The 22,655-nt window shown below is 63.7% G+C and carries 17 protein-coding genes and 1 pseudogene; 5 read left to right on the top strand and 13 right to left on the bottom strand.

Annotated elements, in window-relative coordinates:
* Window positions 1-104 (top strand): annotated as a pseudogene (locus ASD28_RS31605) (IS481 family transposase); the annotation flags it as partial.
* On the opposite strand, the gene ASD28_RS30825 reads toward ASD28_RS31605, so the two are convergent.
* From ASD28_RS30825 to ASD28_RS03790, 11 genes are all read right to left on the bottom strand, one after another.
* Entirely contained in the window at window positions 67-1,305 is a 1,239-nt protein-coding gene (locus tag ASD28_RS30825) for a hypothetical protein (RefSeq protein ID WP_082579097.1), read from the bottom strand. The pseudogene ASD28_RS31605 and the gene ASD28_RS30825 overlap by 38 nt on opposite strands.
* 14 nt (window positions 1,306-1,319) lie before the next feature.
* Window positions 1,320-4,067: a type VI secretion system Vgr family protein gene (locus ASD28_RS03745; protein ID WP_056124218.1), complete on the bottom strand. Its 2,748-nt coding sequence runs from the start codon at window positions 4,065-4,067 to the stop codon at window positions 1,320-1,322.
* Window positions 4,068-4,466: 399 nt separating this feature from the next.
* Complete coding sequence (locus ASD28_RS03750) at window positions 4,467-5,579, bottom strand: ribonucleotide-diphosphate reductase subunit beta (protein WP_056124223.1); 1,113 nt, start codon at window positions 5,577-5,579, stop codon at window positions 4,467-4,469.
* A 93-nt stretch (window positions 5,580-5,672) separates the two neighbouring features.
* On the bottom strand, window positions 5,673-8,585 hold the full coding sequence (locus ASD28_RS03755; RefSeq protein ID WP_056124226.1) for a ribonucleoside-diphosphate reductase subunit alpha: 2,913 nt from the start codon (window positions 8,583-8,585) through the stop codon (window positions 5,673-5,675).
* Between the two features lie 450 nt (window positions 8,586-9,035).
* Window positions 9,036-10,469 (bottom strand): sigma-54 dependent transcriptional regulator, encoded by a 1,434-nt coding sequence (locus tag ASD28_RS03760; protein WP_056124229.1) that lies wholly within the window; start codon window positions 10,467-10,469, stop codon window positions 9,036-9,038.
* A 17-nt stretch (window positions 10,470-10,486) separates the two neighbouring features.
* Complete coding sequence (locus tag ASD28_RS03765) at window positions 10,487-12,178, bottom strand: nitrogen regulation protein NR(II) (RefSeq protein WP_056124232.1); 1,692 nt, start codon at window positions 12,176-12,178, stop codon at window positions 10,487-10,489.
* Window positions 12,179-12,186: 8 nt separating this feature from the next.
* A complete protein-coding gene (locus tag ASD28_RS03770; protein WP_056124235.1) occupies window positions 12,187-12,480 on the bottom strand; it encodes a PP0621 family protein in 294 nt (97 codons plus the stop codon).
* Window positions 12,477-13,280 (bottom strand): inner membrane protein YpjD, encoded by an 804-nt coding sequence (locus tag ASD28_RS03775; RefSeq protein WP_056124239.1) that lies wholly within the window; start codon window positions 13,278-13,280, stop codon window positions 12,477-12,479. Before ASD28_RS03775 ends, ASD28_RS03770 begins: the two co-directional genes overlap by 4 nt.
* A gap of 185 nt (window positions 13,281-13,465) precedes the next feature.
* Window positions 13,466-14,260 carry an ABC transporter ATP-binding protein gene (locus ASD28_RS03780; protein ID WP_056124241.1) on the bottom strand — a complete coding sequence of 265 codons (795 nt, stop codon included), beginning with the start codon at window positions 14,258-14,260 and terminating at the stop codon, window positions 13,466-13,468.
* A 2-nt stretch (window positions 14,261-14,262) separates the two neighbouring features.
* Window positions 14,263-15,096: an ABC transporter permease gene (locus ASD28_RS03785; protein ID WP_056124244.1), complete on the bottom strand. Its 834-nt coding sequence runs from the start codon at window positions 15,094-15,096 to the stop codon at window positions 14,263-14,265.
* Window positions 15,097-15,119: 23 nt separating this feature from the next.
* Window positions 15,120-16,094: an ABC transporter substrate-binding protein gene (locus ASD28_RS03790; protein ID WP_056124248.1), complete on the bottom strand. Its 975-nt coding sequence runs from the start codon at window positions 16,092-16,094 to the stop codon at window positions 15,120-15,122.
* A 249-nt stretch (window positions 16,095-16,343) separates the two neighbouring features.
* Here ASD28_RS03790 and ffh point away from each other — a divergent pair, with 249 nt between their 5' ends.
* The 3 genes from ffh to ASD28_RS03810 all read left to right on the top strand — a co-directional run bounded on the left by ffh (window position 16,344) and on the right by ASD28_RS03810 (window position 19,336).
* On the top strand, window positions 16,344-17,711 hold the full coding sequence (gene ffh / locus ASD28_RS03795) for a signal recognition particle protein (RefSeq protein ID WP_056124251.1): 1,368 nt from the start codon (window positions 16,344-16,346) through the stop codon (window positions 17,709-17,711).
* Between the two features lie 234 nt (window positions 17,712-17,945).
* A complete protein-coding gene (locus tag ASD28_RS30830) occupies window positions 17,946-18,362 on the top strand; it encodes an SWIB/MDM2 domain-containing protein (protein WP_082577110.1) in 417 nt (138 codons plus the stop codon).
* Between the two features lie 80 nt (window positions 18,363-18,442).
* The gene (locus ASD28_RS03810; RefSeq protein ID WP_056124257.1) at window positions 18,443-19,336 is read left to right on the top strand and encodes a LysR substrate-binding domain-containing protein; all 894 of its coding nucleotides are present in this window, start codon (window positions 18,443-18,445) and stop codon (window positions 19,334-19,336) included.
* Window positions 19,337-19,347: 11 nt separating this feature from the next.
* On the opposite strand, the gene ASD28_RS03815 is transcribed toward ASD28_RS03810, so the two are convergent.
* On the bottom strand, window positions 19,348-19,998 hold the full coding sequence (locus ASD28_RS03815; RefSeq protein ID WP_056124260.1) for a lytic transglycosylase domain-containing protein: 651 nt from the start codon (window positions 19,996-19,998) through the stop codon (window positions 19,348-19,350).
* Window positions 19,998-21,731, bottom strand: a complete 1,734-nt coding sequence (locus ASD28_RS03820; protein ID WP_056124263.1) for a proline--tRNA ligase — start codon at window positions 21,729-21,731, stop codon at window positions 19,998-20,000. Before ASD28_RS03820 ends, ASD28_RS03815 begins: the two co-directional genes overlap by 1 nt.
* 205 nt (window positions 21,732-21,936) lie before the next feature.
* Between ASD28_RS03820 and ASD28_RS03825 the strand changes: the two genes are divergently transcribed.
* Entirely contained in the window at window positions 21,937-22,620 is a 684-nt protein-coding gene (locus ASD28_RS03825) for an RNA pyrophosphohydrolase (protein ID WP_082579098.1), read from the top strand.
* Window positions 22,621-22,655: the final 35 nt, after the last annotated feature.

Genomic DNA, 22,655 nt, shown 5'->3' on the forward strand with positions numbered 1-22,655 from the left:
CACTTGACGCCAAAACGCCCGTCCTGGCACTCAAGGAATGGCAGAAGAAGCGGCCGGAACTATTCATCAAACGCGTCTACGATCAAACGGGACTCGACACTTAGCCTCTTCTTTTTCCCTCCTCCCTGCCGGGTCGATCATCTCTTCCTTTACCAACCTCCACCAGCTTTCAGTATTATTTAAGTAAATTTCTCCATAAGGATCTTCATCGCCGAGCAAGGTATCAACCTCTTCCGAAATCCCTTGCATATTTACCATTGCATAGCTTGCGCGAAGCCAATGTCTTGGCCCTTTATCAGTTTGCGTTTTATACTGTGCAGTAGGCAACAACTCCAATGGCCCCGGTGCATTGGCCATAACTGCCGTACACTCGGCCCCATTTCTCCCTAGCAAGACTTGCTCTACCCCCTCAAAACCGGCCCGAATACGTTTATATGTCGCGGGCGCACCGATCGCTGGCATGACGCCATGCACAATACCTAGGATACGATCTGCCACACCGGGAATTTGTGCACATGCTCGTCCAACGAGGCCACCCATGCTATGCGTAACGATTATAACTTTGTCGCAGATTTTTCCCTTACTCCGATAATGACCAGTAATGCGTTCAATTTCCTGCGCTAAGTGTTCGCCGGATTCTTTATTACTTCGAAGCCAGTTATAGCCGACGGCATGTACCGGATAAAGAACGTCGGCGGCATCACGCAAATGTTCTTCCTGCAACGGCGTGAATGGTTTCTGCGCACCGAGTTTCGCTGGATCCTGCTGGTCCATCACCAGTGTTTTCCATGTCGCGGTAAGCTGTTTGCCTTGGGTGGCCGGATCAAAAATAAGTGCGAGGCACTTCTCGAGCAACGAAAGAATCCCCCCATAGCTCTTTCCGTACAACTGTCCCCAGCCTCGCCATTTGGCGCGTTCGGCGTCAGTCGAGCCAGGAGCAATAGCCAACAGTGCCTTGCTGGACTCATCCGGGTGCGCTGGGCCGTCAGCGTCCACTTCGGTATTGTTTGGATCAAGCAGTTTTTGCCGGTCAGCGGCTGACTTATTGAGATGCTTGAGCACGGTGACGAGGCCTTCCCAAGTACTCTCCGGGGGAAACCACGCTGATGCATCTCTGTTCTTCACTTTGAGACGTGTCCCCATAATGCCCGGCACGAACAAAATAGGTACGACAAGATCCGGCGTCGTCAGGCACAACGCACGAACCTTCAGATTGGTACCCGTAAGGACAGACTGCGCGGTATCGTTGCCGTGTTCGTCCCAGCCGGTGCCGACCAGGCGGGTAGCGGTATCGGTATCACTCATGGGTTACTCTTCCATTACTCTTTCAAAAGGGTCAGGCGCGCGATCTTCAGCGCCATGTCCTGTGCCAGTTCGGTATGTCCGTTCTGATCGGTGACGCCTTCGATGGTGCGGCCGTCGTCCAGGTCGATCCGGTAGCGTTGATTGGCGTGCGGGCGTCCGCTGCCGCGGCGGGCGAGCACGAATCGTTCGTCCGTTTTCAGCGTACTGACGGGAAGTTCGACACCGGGCGGCGCGCCGCCTCCCGGCCCCACGTGCGCGAACGTCGACGACTTGATGGTGTGCGCCCCGCTGCTCTGCTGCGTGATGGCGCCGCCGCCGATGTCCACCTGCGCACCCTGCGCCACGAATCGCACCTTCGGCGCCTGCAGCACGATCTCGTCGGCGGCCGTCAGCACGATGCGCTTCGCCGACGTGAGTTCGATATCGTCGCCATGCGTCTGCAGTTCCAGCTTGCCGCTGGCGGCGATCAGCTTGATGCCCAGGCGATGCGCGAACAGGCTGATGCTTTCCGAGACGCGCGCCAGTAGCCGCTTGCCGACGGAGAACTGGGTATTGCCGACGCTGACCACATCGACGTGCGTCTGCGCGCCGAGCGCGATATTGTTCTGGCTCGCCATCGCCATGCCGGCCGGTGCGGACAGTGCGACGACAGGCTGGCCGCCTCCGTCCGTGATGCCGCTCGCGGTATTGGTGCCCGCTTCCCATTGTTTCAGGTGACCGAGCAATTGCTTCAGTTCGTGATCGTCCGTGTCATCCGCGTGATGCGTCGACGACAGTTCGGACAGCTGGCGTTGCACGCCATGCAGCACTTCCATCAAGCCGACCAGTTCGGCGCGATCGAGTTGCTTGCCGCCGGCTTGCGTACGGGCGTCGGCACTGATCAGGACACCCTTGGCACCGCGCACCGCGACGGCATGGTCGCTGCGCAGTTCCGCGCCTTCGCCGCGTGCCTCGCCTTTGCCCTCGCTGCGAGGATGCGTGAGCCAACCCAGATTGAGCTCGCTGTGACCGTGCTCCGAAGACAGCTGCGCGTTGATCTCGCCCGGCGTATCGTCCAGCCGCAGCTGGTTGTAGCGGGTCCCCTGCACTTCCTTGCTCTTGATCCCGGCAAGGTATTTATTGCCGGGCAGCGTGCCCGTGTGGGTGAACGACGGCGGCGGCGCCGTGCCGCCATACACTTGCGCCACGATGATCGGCTTGTCGGGGTCGCCGCCCAGGAAATCGACGATGACTTCGTCGCCGACCCGAGGCAGCGTGATGGTACCCCATTGGTTACTGGCCCACGTGCTCGCCACGCGGACCCAGGCGGAGTCGCGGTCGCTGTCACTGGCACCGGCGTCCTGCGCATGGCCGTGGTCTTCCGGCCGGGTGCCAGGAAAGCGCACCTTGACCCTGCCATGTTCGTCGCAATGCACCTCTTCGCCCGCCGGCCCGACGACGCGCGCGCTTTGCAGGCGCGGTCGCGGCAAATCGGCCCGGGGATCGAACGCGGGTACGATCGGAATGCCTCGGCGTACGCACGAAAAACGGTTCGTGTAACGCATGCCGCGCTCCATACTGGCTTGCTGCAGCGCGTCGGCAGAAGGTCCGTCATCCCAGCGGCTGAGGGCAAACAGCCGCCGGACCTGGTCGTCGATGGTCTTGGGCAGATTGTTTTCCGCCTCGACCTCGAGCCGGGTCACGACGAATTCGCGTTCGTTCTCGGGATGTGTATCGATCTCGGGATGCCCGGTCAAAGCGACCCATTCGCCGACGCAAAGCGCGCGTACGCTGCCTTCGCCATAAAAGCATTTGGATTCGTATTCGTGGCGCTTCATGCGCAATTCGCCGAGCTTGCGGTAATCGTCACCGTCCTCGCCCGCATGCGGCATGTCGATCAGATAGTCGTCCAGGCTGGCTGCGAACTGGTTACCCGTTTTCCCCTGGTCGATGCGCGACGACGTATTGCTCGTCATCGGACGGGATTGCAGGTAATCCCAACTCTGGCGTGAGACATTGCCCGGTTTGAGCGTGCGCACGGCATTCCAGGTGATGACTGTGTCGCCTTTTTCCGTACCGGCGTCGCGGTGATAACGCACCGTCCCGGCGGCATTCTGCGGCAGCGTGAAGGCGTCGTCGAACAGCACGAGAGAATGGACCGGCGTTTCCTGGTCGTGCGCCTGGCTCGCCCGTCCGGGGCGCATGCACCATGCGATGCCGCGCCGTTTCCACAAACGCCGCAAGAAGTCGGCATCGGATTCGTTGTGCTGCATGGTGAATTCGCGGGCCGGATAAGTGTTGATGATATGCGACCAATCGACGTCGAACGCTTTTGCCAGCACCGGATTATTCTGGCGCCACTCGTCGAGAATGACCTCCGTGATATCCAGTTCGTTCCGGTTCCGGAAGACGCGGGTATTGGTCCGGTGCTCCATCAACGCCAGAGCATCGCGCACCACCAGTTCGTACGTCGCCAGGCCACCGTCGCTCTGGCCCGCTGCCGCTTGTGCCACGATGCCGCAGACGGCGCGCACATCGCCGCGGTCCGTCACGAACTGGAGTTCGACGGGCAGTGTGATGAATTCCTTGAGGGGCAAGCCGGCATGCGTCGATACGCACAGGAGCCGGTATTCCAGGCCGCCACACATCGCTTCATTGCCGGTGACACGCTTGACCAGCAGGACATCATCGAGCACTTGCCGCTCTTGAGACAGTCGTAAACGGATGGGGCGATTCGCCTCGGAGAGGCCGGCAAATGCTTCAATGAGATCCTTGAGGTTCATGCAAAACTTCCTTGCCAGGCACGGTCGGATAAGTCGGTATATTGAGTGGAGAAACCGACACAACCATATATGTTATTTCGAATCAATAGAGACTGTCCATGCGCACGATTCGATTCGGGCAAATATTCTATCCATTTTCTAAGCCCTTGATTTTCCAGAATAATCCTGAATTAATATCCATTGCACAGAATCATATTTATTTTCCTTTTCGACATTAAAATGACGTATTTTGAGATAATTCGTGAAATATAAAAAAGCCGGAATGCGTGAATAATCGCGGCAGCAATTCCGAATCATTATGCCGAGTTCATGCCGATCGATTTACAGAATGCAGCACACGACAGCCCAAATAAAAAAGCCCGCCGATCGGCGGGCTTCGTCACGTGAGCGCTGCAGGAATCAATCCCAGTTCAACGCCCCACCGGTCTGGTACTCGGTCACGCGCGTCTCGAAGAAGTTGCGTTCCTTCTTCAGGTCGATCATCTCGCTCATCCACGGGAACGGGTTTTCCTCGTTCGGGAACAGCGCGTCGAGGCCGATCTGGACGGCGCGGCGGTTCGCGATGAAGCGCAGGTAGCCCTTGAACATGGCTGCGTTCAGGCCCAGCACGCCGCGCGGCATCGTGTCTTCGGCGTAGCGGTATTCCAGGTCGACGGCCTGCAGGAACAGCTGCTTGATCTCTTCGCGGAATTCCGGCGTCCACAGCTGCGGGTTTTCCATCTTGATCGTGTTGATCAGGTCGATGCCGAAGTTGCAGTGCATCGATTCGTCGCGCAGGATGTACTGGTACTGCTCGGCGGCACCCGTCATCTTGTTCTGGCGGCCCAGCGCCAGGATCTGCGTGAAGCCGACGTAGAAGAACAGGCCTTCCATCAGGCAAGCAAACACGATGATCGAGCGCAGCAGCTTCTGGTCGTTTTCCAGCGTGCCGGTGTGGAACGTCGGATCGTTGATGACTTCGATGAACGGGATCAGGAACTGGTCCTTGTCGCGGATCGACGGGATCTCGTTGTAGGCGTTGAAGATTTCCTTCTCGTCCAGGCCCAGCGATTCCACGATGTACTGGTAGGCGTGGGTATGGATCGCTTCCTCGAACGCCTGGCGCAGCAGGTACTGGCGGCATTCCGGCGCCGTGATGTGGCGGTAGGTGCCCAGCACGATGTTGTTGGCGGCCAGCGAGTCGGCGGTCACGAAGAAGCCCAGGTTGCGCTTGACGATGCGGCGCTCGTCTTCGGTCAGGCCGTTCGGGTTCTTCCACAGTTCGATGTCGCGCTGCATGTTCACTTCCTGCGGCATCCAGTGGTTCGCGCAGCCGGCCAGATATTTATCCCACGCCCATTTATATTTGAACGGGACCAGCTGGTTGACGTCGGTCTTGGCGTTGATGATGCGCTTGTCGTCCGCATTCACGCGCTTGGCGACGTCGGCGGCGCTGGCTTCAGGATTGACGGCAGCAAGGTTAGCAACCGCGGCCGGTGCGGCGGCCGGTTCATCGTCCCAGGAGAGAGCCATGATATTTTTCCTTCTTGAATTCTTTTAGCGGCATCGCCCGGGAGCCCGGGCGATGCGTGGTTACGTTAAGGTTCTGATCTATTTACTGGCAGCTTATTGGCAAGCCTCGCACTCGTCGAAGCCCGCATCGCCCGGCCGCAGATAGCAGGCCGCGCCGTCCACGACGTCCGGAGCTGCTGCGGCGACCGGTGCCGGTGCTGCCGGTGCGGCTGCCCCGCCGGACAGGCCGCCATCGACCGCCACGGCGTTCAGCGCGCCGGTACGGGTGGTCGACTTCTCCATGTGCGTCGCGGCGATCGTGCGCAGGTAGTAGGTCGTCTTCAGGCCGCGCAGCCAGGCCAGCTTATAGGTCTCGTCCAGCTTCTTGCCGGAGGCGCCGGCCATGTAGATGTTCAGCGACTGGGCCTGGTCGATCCATTTCTGGCGGCGCGACGCGGCTTCCACCAGCCACTTCGGCTCGACTTCGAACGCCGTGGCGTAGATGTCGCGCAGGTCTTGCGGGACGCGGTCGATGCGCGACAGCGAGCCGTCGAAGTATTTCAGGTCGTTGATCATGACCTCATCCCACAGGCCGCGCGCCTTCAGGTCGCGCACCAGGCAGGCATTGATCTCGGTGAACTCGCCCGACAGGTTCGACTTCACGTACAGGTTCTGGAACGTCGGCTCGATGCAGGCGGAGACGCCGATGATGTTCGAGATGGTCGCGGTCGGGGCGATCGCCACGCAGTTCGAGTTACGCATGCCGAACTGCTTGATGCGGCTACGCACCAGGCTCCAGTCCATCGATTCCGACGTGTCCTGCTCGAGGTAGCCGCCGCGCTCTTCGGCCAGCAGCTTGATCGAGTCCTGCGGCAGGATGCCGCGGTCCCACAGCGAACCTTCGTACGACTGGTAGCGGCCGCGTTCCTCGGCCAGCTCGGTCGACGCCAGGTAGGCGTAGTAGCAGACGGCTTCCATCGAGCGGTCGGCGAATTCCACGGCTTTATCCGACGCGAACGGCACGCGCATCATGTGCAGGCAGTCCTGGAAGCCCATGATGCCCAGGCCGACCGGACGGTGGCGCAGGTTCGAGTTCTTCGCCTTGTCGACGGCGTAGTAGTTGATGTCGATGACGTTGTCGAGCATGCGCATCGCCGTGCGGATGGTCTTCTGCAGCTTGACCACGTCCAGCCCGTCGCCCTTCATGTGGGCCGGCAGGTTCACGGAACCCAGGTTGCAGACGGCGATTTCGTCTTCGTTCGTGTTCAGCGTGATCTCGGTGCACAGGTTCGACGAGTGCACGACGCCCACGTGCTGCTGCGGCGAGCGGATGTTGCACGGATCCTTGAACGTGATCCACGGGTGGCCCGTTTCGAACAGCATCGACAGCATCTTGCGCCACAGGTCGAGCGCCTGGATCTTCTTGTGCACGGTCATCTCGCCGCGGGCCGCCTTTTCCTCGTACTTCAGGTAGGCTTCCTCGAATGCGCGGCCGACCTTGTCGTGCAGGTCCGGGGCTTCCGACGGCGAGAACAGGGTCCATTCGCCCTTTTCCATCACGCGCTTCATGAACAGGTCCGGAATCCAGTTCGCGGTGTTCATGTCGTGCGTGCGGCGGCGGTCGTCGCCCGTGTTCTTGCGCAGGTCGAGGAATTCCTCGATGTCCAGGTGCCACGTTTCCAGGTAGGCGCAGACGGCGCCCTTGCGCTTGCCGCCCTGGTTGACGGCGACGGCGGTGTCGTTGGCGACCTTCAGGAACGGCACGACGCCCTGCGACTTGCCGTTCGTGCCCTTGATGCGCGAGCCGAGCGCACGCACCGGGGTCCAGTCGTTGCCCAGGCCACCGGCGAATTTCGACAGCAGCGCGTTTTCCTTGATGGCGTCGTAGATGCCTTCCAGGTCGTCGGCGACGGTGGTCAGGTAGCACGACGACAGCTGCGAGCGGCGGGTGCCCGAGTTGAACAGGGTCGGGGTCGAGCTCATGAAGTCGAACGTCGACAGCAGGTTGTAGAACTCGACGGCGCGCGCTTCGCGGTTCTCTTCACGCAGCGCGAGGCCCATCGCGACGCGCATGTAGAAGGCCTGCGGCATCTCGATGCGGGTTTCGCGGATATGCAGGAAGTAGCGGTCGTACAGGGTCTGCAGGCCGATGTAGCCGAATTGCAGGTCGCGGTCGGCGACGATGGCCTTGGCCAGCTTCTGCAGGTCGAACTTGCCCAGTTCCTCGTCCAGCAGCTCGGCGGCTATGCCCTTGGCGATGTATTGCGGGAAGTAGGTGACGTATTCGGCGGCGGCGCCGGCTTGCGGCACCTCCTTGCCGAAGATCTCCTTGCGGATCGAGTGCAGCAGGATGCGCGCGGTGACCTGGCTGTAGGCCGGATCCTTTTCCATCAGCGCGCGCGCGGCCAGCACGGCCGACTTGTGCAGTTCCTCGACGGGCACGCCGTCGTACAGGTTCTTGACCGTCTCGGCCAGGATGGCGTCGGCGTCGACGTGCTTTTCCAGGCCGGCGCAGGCGGCGTCGATCAGGGACGACACTTCGTTCATGTCCAGCAGGCGGCGCGCGCCGCCGTCGACCACGTGGATCTGCGGGGCGGCGATTTGCGTCGTGCCGGCGGCTTCCTTGGCGGCGCGGCGCTCTTCCATGCGCTTGGCGCGGTACAGCACGTATTCGCGCGCGACGTCATGCTCGCCCGAGCGCATCAGGGACAGTTCCACCTGGTCCTGCACATCCTCGATGTGGAAGGTACCGCCGTTCGGCTGGCGGCGCACGAGCGCCGCGACCACGTTGTTCGTCAGTTGCGCGACCAGCTCGCGGATGCGTGCCGACTCGCGGCCCTGCTCGCCATTGACGGCCAGGAACGCCTTGGTCATCGCGACGGCGATCTTGCTCGGCGCGAACGGCACCACGGCGCCGTTACGGCGGATGATGCGGTAGTCGCTGCCCGCGACCAGTTCGTCCGCGCTCTTGCCGGCCGTCGTAGCTGCCGCGACGGTATTGATGGAAATGTCCGAAGATGTTTGCATTGAGCCTCCCAGCATTGGCGTCACAGACTGCCACCGCCTTTACGAATTAGGTAGATATGGACCCCTCGGAGTGAATCCAGGGAACGCTGCCAACTCATCAAAATTGGCAACTCGATAACTTTCTGCCGATAAAAAATAGGAGCGGCAATGTTGAGAAAAAAAGCGTCGCGCTCCTACTCAGCCTGTTCGGCATTAAGGCCGTTGACCACTAGATGTAGTAGACAACGGCCTTACAGACCTAATTGTAGTCGATGTACGCGATTTTTATGAGCTCTGTCAGTAAGATTTTTTTCTTGACATCGATCAGTGCCGATACTTGAAGCCTCCACGGCGAAGTAAGCGCTAACATTGAATTTGTAGCGCGAATTCGTGTGCTTATTAATCGTGCAAAATCGGCCCGTTTGGCGTTGCTGCGTTGGCGAAAAGACCACGCGCTTCACAGTTCTTGACTCAGGGCTCCGGCGCGTGGATATCCAGTTTCTGCATCTGGTAGCGCAGCTGCCGGACGCTGATACCGAGCAGGCTCGCGGCCTGCGTGCGGTTGAACTGGGTCTGGTTCAGCGCGCGCAGGATGATGTCGCGCTCGACCTGGCTCAGGTAGTCCGGCAGGTTGCTCGGCAGCGCGTCGTGCGCGAGCGGCGGCGGCGGCGCGGCCTGCTCTAGCGCCGCTGTCGGCCCCGGTGCCACGCTCACCGGCGTCTGCGGCGGCTGCGGCACGACGGCCGCATCGCCCAGCTTCGCCCCTTTCAGCAGCAGGTCGCCCACTTCGATCACGCCGTCGTCGGCAAACGCGAGCGCGCGTTCCAGCACGTTTTCCAGCTCGCGCACATTGCCCGGGAACGCGTAGCCGCGCAGTGCGTCCAGCACGCCGGGCCCCAGTCGCGCCCCGCCCGGCCCGGCCAGGCGCGCGAGGATGGCGTCCACCAGCAGCGGCAAATCGTCCAGCCGTTCGCGCAGCGGCGGCAACGTGAGCTCGATAACGTTCAGGCGATAGAACAGGTCCTGGCGGAAGCTGCCGTTTTCCACGCATCTGGCGAGATCCTTGTGCGTGGCGCTGATGATGCGCACGTCGACCGGTTCCTCGACCGTCGCGCCGATCTTGCGCACGCGCCGCTCCTGGATCGCGCGCAGCAGTTTGACCTGCATCGCGAGCGGCAGGTCCGCCACCTCGTCGAGCATCAGCGTGCCGCCGTTGGCCGCCTGGAAGAAGCCGTCGCGCTCGTCGTTCGCGCCCGTGAACGCGCCCTTGCGGTAGCCGAAGAACTCGGCCTCCATCAGCGCCTCGGGGATCGCGCCGCAGTTCACGGCGACGAACGGCTTGCCGGCGCGCGCGCTCTGGGCGTGGATCGCGCGCGCGGCCAGTTCCTTGCCGCTGCCGGATTCGCCGTTGATCGCGATCGGCGCCTGCGAGCGGGCCAGCCGCGCGATCTGCGTGCGCAGCGCCTGCATCGCGGGCGATTGGCCGACCAGGCGCGACGTGTCTCCGGCCTGGCTGGCGGCCGGCGCCGCCGCGGGGTCGGACAGTTTCAAGGCCGCGCGCACCATGGCGCGCAAATCGTCCAGCACGACGGGCTTCGACACGTAGTCGAACGCCCCGGCTTTCAGCGCGACGACGGCATTCTCGGCGCTGCCATACGCGGTGATCACGGCGATGGGCGTGCTCTTATGATGGACAGCGACTTCGCGCACCAGTTCCAGCCCGAGGCCGTCGGGCAGGCGCATGTCGGTCAGCACCAGCGCATAGGGCTTCTGCCCCAGCAGCGCACGCGCCTCGCGGACGGTCGCGGCGCTGTCGACGTCGAGCCCCATCTTGAGCAGGGTGATCTCGAGCAGCTCGCGCAGGTCGGGTTCGTCGTCGACCACCAGGATGCGGGGTGAGCTCATGCCTTCTTTCCGTGACATTAGATAGTTGCACCGAACGTGATCACGAAGCGGCCGCTGGCCTCACCCGTGCCGCCGGTGCCCGCGCCGGGCCGCACGTCCTCGGTGCGGTATTCGTAGTCGAGCATCGCGCCGTTGTTCAGGCACAGCTCGCGCGCCAGGTACAGGCCGAGGCCCGTGCCCTTGCTCGACGTCGTGTAGAACGGTTCGAACAAATGCGCCCGCACTTCCGGCGTAATGCCCGGACCGTCGTCCTGCACGTGCAATTCCATGCGTCCCGTCGCGTCGAGCACGGGGACCACGCGGATGCTGGCCGGCTTGCCGCTCGCGTAGCGGATCGCGTTGCCGAGCAGGTTCACGAGCACTTCGCGCAGGTGCAGGCCGTCGAAACGCACGGACCGGCCGCCCGCATCGCCCACCCACACTATATCACCGGCCATGCCGTGCATTTCCGTGAACTCGGCGCGCAGCTCGGGCAGGAAGTCGTCCAGCGCGACCGGCGTGCCGTTCGGCTGCACCTTGCGCGACAGTTTCAGGATGTCCTCGACCATGCGGTTCACGCGCGCCACGTTGTCGTTCACGATGCGCAGCAGGCGCGTTTCCGCCGGACCGTGCAGGTCTTCCGCGAGCAGCGACGTCGCGTGGCCGATTGCCGACAGGGGATTCCGCACCTCGTGCGCGATACTGGCCGTCAGGCGTCCCATCGATGCGAGCTTGAGTTGCTGCGCCTGGTTTTCGATGGCGCTCACGTCCTGCAGGAAGACGAGGCTGCGTTCGGCCGTGCCCTGCGGCGTGTCCACGCGCGCGAAGCGCAGCTTCAGGTGCACCGGCTGGTCGAGGCGGCCGCACACCGGGCCGTCCGTCTCGTGCCAGCGCTTGACGGTGACGAAGCCGCCGGTCGCCGCCGCCGGCGCGTCCATGCAGCGGCCGACCCAGTCCGTGAAGCGCTGCGCCACGGGTTCCAGCGCCGCCAGGTCGGTCAATCGAAACGTGTTGCCGTCCTCGCCCGGCTGCGTCTCCAGCCCGAGCATGCGGCGCGCCGCCGGATTGCCGCCGAAGACGGTGCCGTCGCGCCCCAGCACGAGGATGCCGTCGTCCACGTCGTCGACGACGATGCGGTAGATCGCCTGCTGGATGCGCAGGTCGGCGCCGTGCCGCGCGGCCAGCTCTTCCTGCTTGATGAGACGCGCGGCCAGGCGGTTCACCACCAGCACCACCGCGAAGAATGCGGCGCCGGTGAGCCCGGCCTGGGTCAGCGGCGGGTCGTCCGCGCGCATGAAGATCCCCCAGGTACTCTCGCCCAGCACGAACAGCGTGGCCAGCGCGGCCGAGAACAGGGCCAGCACCAGCGGCGCGAGGATCGCGGCGCCCGCGAGCGGGAACAGGTACAGCAGCGCGAGGCCGCTGCGCATGCCGCCGGCGGCGAGGTACAGCAGCGAGATCGCGACGATGTCGACGAGGACCTGGGCCGACAACTGCCACAGGAAGCGCCGCCGCCAGCGCTGGGCGACGACCGCGAACATCAGCGCGGCCAGCACGTAGGCGATGCACGTCTCGGCATACGCGGTGCCGTCGACGCGGCCGCGCCGCACGTCGATCGACAGGTACAGCAGCAGCACGAACGCGATCACGATGCGCGTGACCGTGAGCGTTTGCAGGGAGCGCCAGAACGTCGAGCGCGACTCGGCGGAAAGGGAAAGCCGGCTCGCCATGCGGCGGCTTACCGGGCCTGCTGGTGCGCCTCGCGCGCGTGCGCCGTGCCGCAATAGTCGCGGCCATCGGCCCGCACGGCTTCCGACGCCGGGAAATAGATGCCGCAATGGGCGCAGCACAGCATCGTCTCGGATTGGTCCTCGACGCGGCTCCAGGCCTTCGTGTCCCCGCCGGCGGACGCCGGTGCCGGCCCGGTGCCGGTGGCCGGGCCTTGTGCGCGCGTCATCGCGGCGCGCAGTTTGCTGCGGATGGCGGCCACCACGAGGATGACGAGCGCAATCCAGAAAAGCAGTCGCGTCATACGAACCCCCGGTGCAGAACGACTTCGAAAACGAACCGGCTGCCGACGTAAGCCAGCGCCAGCGTGGCGAATCCCGCCAGCGTGAAGCGCAGCGCGGTCTTGCCGCGCCAGCCGCGCCAGCGGCGTCCGGCCAGCAGCGCGGCGAACAGCACCCACGACAGCAGCGCGAAAAAGTTCTTGTGGTCCCAACGCAGCGCGCGGCCGAACAGCTGTTCGGAGAACACGATGCCCGACAGAACGGTCAAACTGAGCAGGACGAAACCGATGCCGATCATGCGGAACAGCAGCCGCTCCATCGTCAGCAGCGCCGGCAGCTGGTCGAGCGCGCCGGTAAACCAGCCCTTCTTCGCGCTCTTCGTGTGCAGACGCGCCTCCTGCAGCGCCATCAGCACGGCATGGAAGGCGGCGATCGTGAGCGTGCTGTACGCGGACACGGCAACCGCGACGTGCCAGCCGAACGCGGGCGACTGGTCCTGCACGGGCATCAGGTTGCCGGGGAACAGCGGCGGCAGGATCGCCGCGACGGCGGCGCACGGCATGACCATGCGGCGCATGCCGTCCAGCGCGAAATTGCGGTTTTCGATCCAGTAGGCGGCGACGGAAATCCACAGGGCCGCCGACAGCATGAATGCGAAGCCGACACGCAGCGTGCCGTTCGACACGATATCCGGCCACAGCGCGGCACCGTGCACGGCCCAGGCGACGGCGGTCACGGCCGAAATGGCCGAGCCCTGCCGCGACGGCAGCAGGGCACATACCGCGTACAGGATTGCCGCGGCGATGAATAGGGTGAGTTGCATACGCGCGAGTCTACACCATCCGATGGGGGAAGGTTGGGTTGTCAAAGGGATAACCGGGCACTACATACCGTCGTTCCCGCGAAGGCGGGAACCCATACTGAGTTACCGAAGTCGCGCCGGCATTTCAATGTCGCGATTCCTAAAACTCTGCATGGATTCCCGCTTTCGCGGGAACGACGAGCGGGCTAATCGACGGCCGCCGCCTTGATTTCGGCATCATGATGCCGCTGCTGCTCCTCCATCACCATCAGCCCCAGTTCGCGCTTGAGCGCATTGAACTCGGGCGCCGCCGGATCGCGCAGGCGCGGCAGGTCGACCAGGAGGTCGCGCTTGATCGTGCCCGGCCGATACGTCATCACGACGATGCGGTCGGCGAGATAGATCGCTTCCTCGATGCTGTGCGTGACGAAGATGACGGTCTTCTTCAGTTCCGCCCACAGGCGCAGCAGCTCGTCCTGCAGGTTGCGCCGCGTGAGGGCGTCGAGCGCGCCGAACGGTTCGTCCATCAGCAGGATCGGCGAATCCAGCGCCAGCACGCGCGCGATCGCCACGCGCTGGCGCATGCCGCCGGACAGGTCCTTCGGATAGCGTTTGGCGAAATCCTCCAGCGACAGGAGTTTCAACAGCCCGCCCACGCGCGCCGCGATCTGCGCGCGCGCCATGCCCTTGATCTCCAGGCCGAAGCCGACGTTCTGCTCCACCGTCATCCACGGGAACAGCGCATATTCCTGGAACACCATGCCCCGCTCCGGCCCGGGCCCGGCGACCGGCACGCCGTCGGCCAGCACGCGGCCGGTCGTCGGCGGCGCGAAACCGGCGACGGCGTTCAGCAGGGTCGACTTGCCGCAGCCGGACGGTCCCAGCAGGCAGACGAACTGGCCGTGCGGGATCTCCAGCGAGATGTCCTGCAGCGCGACCATGCGCCGGCCGTCCCCGTCGAACACTTTACTGACATGGTCAATCACGATGTGTGCGGTCATGGTCAGTGCTCCAGGCCGCGGTGCCAGCGCAGCAGATGGTTGTTCAGTTTATTCATGCCGACGTCGATGGCGAGACCGAGCAGGCCGATCGTGATCATGCCGGCGATGATCTTGTCCGACCAGAAGTACTCGCGCGCCTCCGAGATGCGGAAACCGAGGCCGTTGTTCACGGCGATCATCTCGGCCACGATCACGACGATGAACGCCGTGCCGATGCCGATGCGCATGCCGGTCAGGATGTACGGCACGGCCGCCGGCAGGATCACGCGCAGGAACAGCGTCGTCCCGCTCGCGCCCAGGTTGCGCGCCGCGCGCAAATAAATGCCGTCGACCTGGCGCACGCCCGCGATGGTGTTCATCAGCACGGGAAAGAAGGCGCCCAGCGCGATCAGGAAGAAGGCCGGCGGGTTCCCGAGGCCGAACCACAGCATCGACATCGGGATGTAGGCGATCGGCGGAATCGGGCGCAGCAGCTGGAACAACGGATTCAGCCAGGCATGCGCGATGCGGCTCGCGCCCATGGCGAGGCCGATCGGCAGCGCCAGCGCGGCGCCGACGAGGAAGCCGACGATCACGCGGTACATGCTGCCGATGGCGTCGGTGATCAATTCGCCGGAGACCATCCACGCCAGCCGCCCGCCGCCGTTGGCCTCGTGCCAGGCCGGGTAGTCCTGCAGCGGCAGCAGGTACGCGATCCACTTGTGCCAGACCTGCAGCGGGGACGGCAGGACATGCTCGTTGACCCATCCCATGCTCGCCACCCACTGCCAGATCGCGATCGCGACGATCGGCACGACCAGGCCGATCGCGATGTCCTGCCACCTGCGTTTCAGCATCTCCGCTCCTTGCGTGGTTTGATTTACTTGATGTTCAGGCTCTTCTTCGCCTCATCCAGCAAATCGGTCTTGACCCAGTCCTTCGCCACCGGCGGCTTGGCCATCCGGCCGACGCCCGTCTTGAACATGATGTCGGCCGTGGTCTGGATGTGCTCCGGCGTGATGTCGTAGGTATAGGGCGAATTGCTGATCGCGTCGTCGAAATCGTCCTTCGTGATCTGGCCCTTGAACACGACTTCGCGCACGTATTTCTCGGCCAGCGCGCGGTCGCGGATGAAGGCGCTCGTGGCCATGACGAAGCAGCGCATGAATTTCTCCGCCACGGGGCGCTTCGTGTTGTAGAACTTTTCCGTCATGACCATCGTCCGCACCGGTTCGCCGATCGGCGTGTCGTACGGTTTCAGGACCTCGACGCCGAAGCCCTTGTTGATCGCCTGCGACGACTGGGGTTCGGACTGCATCATGGCGTCGATGTTCTTGCCCAGCAGCGCCTGGTTGAGGTCGGCGTATGCCAGGTAGACGATCTGCACGTCCTTGCCGGGCGCCGGGTCGGCACTGAGGCCGGCCTTTTGCAACTCGGCCATCAGGAGCACTTCCTGGATGCCGCCGCGCGTCACGCCCACCTTCTTGCCCTTCAGGTCCTTCACGGCCTTGACGTTGGCATCCGCGCGCGCGACGAGCCGGGCGCCGCCCTTCGCGAAGCCGGCCACGACGTAGATCGGCGCACCGCCGGCGCGGCCCGAGATCGCGGCCTCGGACGCCGTCGTGCCGACGTCGAGTTCACCCGCGATGATGGCCTGCATCACGTCCAGGCCCTTCGCGAAGATGCGCTCCTCGACCTTGATCCCGCACTTGGGCGCGATCTCCTTGATGTATGACACCGCGCCGTAGTGCGCGAACTTGAGGTTGCCGAGGCGGACCACGTCCTGCGCCTGGGCGCCGCTCGCGGCCAGCAGCGCGGCGATGGCGAGGGTCTTGCCGAACACGTGTGCTTTCATTGCCTGTCTCTCCGATTGGGGTAGAACTTTTATTGGAATGAACTGCGTGACGCCTCTGGAACATAAACTCGAAGCAATACATTGTCAAACCGTCCAATCAGGTTTTACCAAGAATCAAATCGAATCGTTGACTATGCCGCTTGCGAATGGCTGAATTCGGGTCTTGACGGGGAAAAACCCGCCCCGACATGCGGTAAAATGGCGTGTTGCGCGCCCGCCGCTTATATATATCAGTACAAAAGGTAGAACATGCTGGATAACCTGACACAACGCCTTGCCAAGGTCGTCAAGACGATGCGTGGCGAGGCCCGCCTCACCGAGGCCAACACCGCCGAGATGCTGCGCGAAGTGCGCCTGGCCCTGCTCGAGGCCGACGTCGCGCTGCCGGCCGTGCGCGAATTCATCGCCAAAGTGAAGGAAAAGGCCCTGGGCGAGGAAGTCATCGGCTCCCTGTCGCCGGGCCAGGCCCTCGTCGGCGTCGTGCAGAAGGAACTGGGCGCGCTGATGGGCGCCGACCTCGGTCCGGACGCGTCGCAGCTGTCGTTCGCGCAGCAGCCGCCGGCCGTGATCCTGATGGCCGGCCTACAGGGTGTCGGTAAAACGACCACCACCGGCAAGCTCGCCAAGTACCTCAAGGAAGAAAAGAAGAAAAAGGTCCTGACCGTCTCCGCCGACGTCTACCGCCCCGCCGCGATCGCGCAGCTGGAATCGGTGACGAAGCAGGTCGGCGCCGACTTCTTCCCGTCCACCGCCAGCGACAAGCCGGTCGACATCGCGAAGAACGCGATCGACTGGGCGAAGAAGCACTATCACGACGTCGTCATCATCGACACGGCCGGCCGCCTGGCCATCGACGAGGCGATGATGCAGGAGATCGCCGCCGTGCACGCGGCCGCGAATCCGATCGAGACGCTGTTCGTCGTCGACGCCATGGTCGGCCAGGACGCGATCAACACCGCGAAAGCCTTCAACGACGCGCTGCCGCTGACCGGCGTGATCCTGACGAAACTCGACGGCGACTCGCGCGGCGGCGCGGCGCTGTCCGTGCGCCACGTGACGGGCAAGCCGATCAAGTTCGCGGGCGTGTCGGAAAAGCTGGACGGCCTGGAAGCGTTCGATCCGGCCCGCATGGCCAACCGCGTGCTGGGCATGGGCGACATCCTCGCGCTGGTCGAGGAAGCGCGCAAGGGCGTGGACATGAAGGCCGCGGCCGACATGGCCAACAAGATCAAGTCGGGCGGCAAGTTCGACATGAACGACTTCCGCGCCCAGCTCGCGCAAATGAAGAAGATGGGCGGCATGGCCGGCCTGCTCGACAAGCTGCCGGCCCAGTTCCAGCAGGCCGCAAACGGCGCCAACATGGACCAGGCCGAGAAACAGGTGCGCCGCATGTGCGGCATCATCGATTCGATGACGCCGGCGGAACGCGCCAAGCCGGAACTGATCAAGGCCAACCGCAAGCGCCGCATCGCGGCCGGCGCCGGCGTGCAGGTGCAGGAAGTGAACCGCATGCTGACCCAGTACGATCAGATGAACACGATGATGAAGAAGCTCAAGGGCGGCGGCCTGATGAAGATGATGCGCGGGATGAAGGGCATGATGCCTGGTATGCGCTGATCCTTGATCCGCCCCAACGACGCCGTGCGCGACCACCGTCCCGCACGGCTTTTTTGTGCTTGGGAGGCCTGTTTTTTCGCTCTAGGGAGGTCCGGGTAACACAACGGGCTGTTTTAGGGCTTGTAAGAGTGAAAAAATTTCGAAAAAGACTTGCACGAACACTAAAACCCTACCAATATAAGCCGGGTGCGCTCAAGCGCAAATTTCCATGTGTTCCGTTTAGGAGGCTCGAAGATGGCAACAGCCAAAAAAACCACCGCAGCGCCCGCGAAGAAAGGCTCGGCTTCGCCAGTGGCGAAGCCGAGCGCCAAGCCGGCGGCGGCCGCTAAAAAGGCAGCAGCTCCTGCCAAAGCAGCAGCACCGAAAGCAACCGCAGCAGCAAAGAAGCCTGCCGCGGCACGCAAGCCCAACGCCGCTTTCATGAAAGAGATGACCCCGTCCGCAACGCTGGCCGCCGTCGTCGGCGCGAAACCGCTGCCGCGCACGGAAGTGACCAAGAAAGTCTGGGACTACATCAAGGCGCAAAACCTGCAGGACGCGGCCAACCGCCGCATGATCAACGCCGACGACAAGCTGAAAGCCGTCTTCGGTGGCAAGGCGCAGGTGTCGATGTTCGAAATGACCAAGCTGATCTCGGATCACCTCAAATAAGAACATCTGGCTGGCTGCCCCATGGCCCCATACGAAAAGCCCCGGCGAGCCGGGGCTTTTTGCTTTACATGACCTCCGACATGAGATTCGACCTGGTCGACCTGCAGCTGTTCCTGCACGTGCTGGATGCCGGCAGCATCACGGCCGGCAGCCGGCGCGCGCACCTGGCGCTGGCGTCCGCGAGCGAACGCATCCAGCACATGGAAGAGACGCTGGGCGTACCCCTGCTCGTGCGCGGCCGGCGCGGCGTGCAGCCGACGGCAGCGGGCCTCGCCCTGCAGCGCCACGCCCGCCTCGTGTTCCAGCAGTTGGCGCGCCTGCGCGCGGAACTGGGCGAGCACGCGGCGGGCCTCAAGGGCCAGGTGCGGCTGCTGTGCAATACGGCGGCGCTGTCGGAGTACCTGCCGGAGCGGCTGGCCGGCTTCATGGCGCGCCATCCGGACGTCGACATCGACCTCGAAGAACGCACCTCCAGCGACATCGCGCGCGCCGTGCGCGAAGGCGGTGCGGACCTCGGCATCGTGGCCGACACGGTCGACCTGTCCGGCCTGGAGACCTTCCCGTTCTGCACCGACCGCATCGTCGCGGTCGCGCAGCCGGCATTGGCGCGCACGCTCGTCACGCAGGAGGGACAGGCGGTGACGTTCGCGCGGCTCGTGGATTTCGACCACGTCACGCTGACGGGCGACAGCGCCCTGTTCCGCTATCTGACGCAGCTGGCCGAACGCGCGGGCCGCACCTTGCGCGCGCGGGTGCGCCTGCGCAGCTTCGACGCCGTGTGCCGGATGGTGGAGAGCGGGGTCGGGATCGGCCTGGTGTCCGAACCGGCCGCGCGGCGCTGTGCGCGCACGATGGACCTCGCCGTGCTGGAGCTGGCCGACGCGTGGGCGGTGCGCCAGCTGTCGCTGTGCATGCGCAGCTTCGAGGGCTTGCCACGCCACGCGCAGCAGCTGATCGAGGAGATTCGGGCGTAGGCTGAGAAAAATCAGCGGCTGGACACCATCACGTCCTGCTTGAACTCCCAGTTCTTCCACGCCGCCAGCACCGCATTCGGATACTCGGGCTTGCCGCGGCTGCCGTTGTAGCGACCGAGGGCGAGGTACAGATTGCCCCCTTCCATGTCGATGTACATGCGCAGGATCGAGCAGCCGTAGCGCAGATTCGTCTGCATGTCGAACAGCGCGCGGCGGTTCGAGTCGCCGATCACCTTCGTCCAGAACGGCATCACCTGCATGTAGCCGCGCGCGCCGACCATCGACACGGCGTACTTGCGGTACGCCGACTCGACCTGGATCAGGCCCAGCACGAGCCCCGGATCGAGGCCCGCGCGCGTCGCTTCGTACCACGCGATTTCGAGGAATTCCGTGCGCGTCTGATCGTCCGGCAGGCGGCGCTTGAGGCGCGCCGACATCGCGTCGAACCACTGCTGGTAACGGACGCGCGCGACCTCGTCGCGGAAGACCGGCTTGGGCGGCCGGCCGTCGCGAATGGCGTTTTCCAGTGCAAGACGGACCGCGTCCCCCAACGCTTCCTCTTTCTGGTTGCCGGCCTGCGCCGCGCCGCTGCTCATCAGTGCAGCGGCGAGCAAGACCGGGCCGAGCCGGGCTGCTGCCCGGCTGATCAACCGTCGCGCCATCACTTGCCCAGCTTGCCCTTGATGAAGCCGAGCATGTCCGCGGCAGGAACGGCGGTCGCCTCGGCATCGCGGCGGCCCTGGTATTCCAGGTTGCCTTCCTTGAGGCCACGCTCGCCGATCACGACACGGTGGGGCACGCCGACCAGTTCCCAGTCGGCGAACATGGCGCCCGGACGCAGGCCGCGGTCGTCGACGATGACGTCCACGCCGGCCGCCTGCAGCTCGGCATACAGGCGATCGGTCTCAAGCTTCACCAGATCGCTGCGGTCATAGCCCATCGGGCACAGCACCAGCTCGAACGGCGCGATGGCGTCCGGCCAGATGATGCCCTTGTCGTCGAAGTTCTGTTCGATGGCGGCGCCCAGGATGCGGGTCACGCCGATACCGTAGCAACCCATCTGCATCGGCGCCGGCTGGCCTTTCTCGTCCAGGTAGACGCAATTCATCGCGGCGGAGTACGCGGTACCCAGCTGGAACACGTGGCCCACTTCGATGCCGCGCTCGATCGCGAGGGTGCCCTTGCCGTCCGGCGACGCATCGCCTTCGACCACGTTGCGCAGGTCGGCGACGACCGGCTCGGCCACGTCGCGGCCCCAGTTGGCGCCGGTCAGGTGGTAGTCGGCTTCGTTCGCGCCGCACACGAAATCGGCCATGTTGGCGACGGTGCGGTCGGCCACGATGTTGACCGGCTGCTTCGTACCGATGGGGCCGAGGTAGCCCGGCACGGTGCCGTAGGCTTCCTGGATCTCGGCTTCGCTGGCGAAGCGGAAGTCCTTCAGGCCCGGCACTTTCGTGACCTTGACTTCGTTCAGTTCATGGTCGCCGCGCAGCAGCAGCAGCCAGTTTTCCCTGACCTGCCTGCCGTCGACGTCCTTCTCGACCGTCAGCGCGATCGACTTGACGGTCTGGTCCAGGCCGATGCCGAGCAGCTTGGCCACGTCTTCGCACTTGGTGGTCTTCGGCGTGGAGACCTTCGTCAGCGGCTGCGTCGCGGCGCCGCGCTGGGCGATCAGCGGCAGCGCCTCGGCCGCTTCCATGTTGGCCGCGAAGTCCGAGTTCGGGCAGTAGACCAGCGCGTCCTCGCCGGTGCTGGCGATGACGTGGAATTCGTGCGAGCCCGTGCCGCCGATGGCGCCGTTGTCGGCCGCCACCGCGCGGAACGTCAGGCCGAAGCGGTTGAAGATGCTGACGTAGGCGTTGAACATCGTCTCGTAGGACTTCTGCATGCCTTCGACGTCGCGGTCGAAGGAATAGGCGTCCTTCATCGTGAACTCGCGGCCGCGCATCAGGCCGAAGCGGGGACGGCGCTCGTCGCGGAACTTGGTCTGGATGTGATAAAAATTCAACGGCAGCTGGCGGTACGACTTGACTTCGGTACGCACGACGTCGGTCACGACTTCTTCCGAGGTCGGCTGCAGCGCGAAGTCGCGGCCGTGGCGATCCTTGAGGCGCAGCAGTTCCGGCCCCATCTTGTCCCAGCGGCCCGTCTCCTGCCACAGCTCGGCCGGCTGCACCAGCGGCATCAAGAGTTCGATCGCGCCCGCCTTGTTCATCTCTTCGCGGATGATGCCCTCGACCTTGCGAATGACGCGCAGGCCCAGCGGCATGTACGTGTAGATGCCGGAGCCGAGTCGCTTGATCATCCCGGCGCGCATCATCAGCTTATGGCTGACGATCTCGGCGTCGGAGGGCGCTTCTTTGAGCGTTGAAATAAAAAATCGTGAGGCGCGCATATCGGTGAATTCTTTTTAAAAAGAGAGGGTTATAATCGACCTAATTTTAAAGGATTAGCTGGCTGATGCATCCAATCTTTATTCAAATGGATCCGAAACACGTGGTGCATGCTGTTGTTCCTGTGCAGGTTGCGCGACAGACGTATCTGGATTGCTAGGTAAAAATGTAAGAGGGATCAGCCGGCAGAAAGTTTCGAGGTGAATTATGCTCGATCGTGAAGGGTTTCGCCCCAACGTCGGCATCATCCTGCTGAACGCCAACAACGAAGTGTGGTGGGGCAAGCGGGTGCGTGAGCATTCTTGGCAATTTCCGCAAGGGGGTATCAAATACGGCGAGACGCCGGAACAGGCGATGTACCGCGAGCTCGAGGAAGAAATCGGCCTGCGCCAGGAGCACGTCAAGATCGTGGGCCGGACCCGCGACTGGCTGCGCTATGAAGTGCCCGATCACTTCATCAAGCGCGAAGTGCGCGGTCACTACCGCGGCCAGAAGCAGATCTGGTTCCTGCTGCGCATGGTGGCACGCGACAACGACGTCAACCTGCGCCTGACCGACCACCCCGAGTTCGACGCCTGGCGCTGGCACGATTACTGGGTCCCGCTGGACGTGGTCATCGAATTCAAGCGCGACGTGTACCAGCGCGCTCTGCAGGAACTGTCGCGTTTCATCACGTGGCCCGCGAACGGCGAACGCCGCCACAGCTCGCGCTACCTGCGCCAGCCGCACGAGCGGCGCGCCCAGGGCGGCAACGGCAATGGCGGTAACAAGGCCGTGGCGAATGGCGGCAACGCCAGCAAGGCGGTGGCGGCAGCCAGCAAGGCCATCGCCGACGCGGCCGGCAGCTCCAAGATGGTGTTGGCGCAGCAAGGTATAACGCGCAAGGAGTGATCTGCGCGATTAGCGCGGAAGCAACACAACAAAGG

Source organism: Massilia sp. Root133 (genome assembly GCF_001426525.1).
Lineage (GTDB): Bacteria > Pseudomonadota > Gammaproteobacteria > Burkholderiales > Burkholderiaceae_D > Telluria > Telluria orientalis.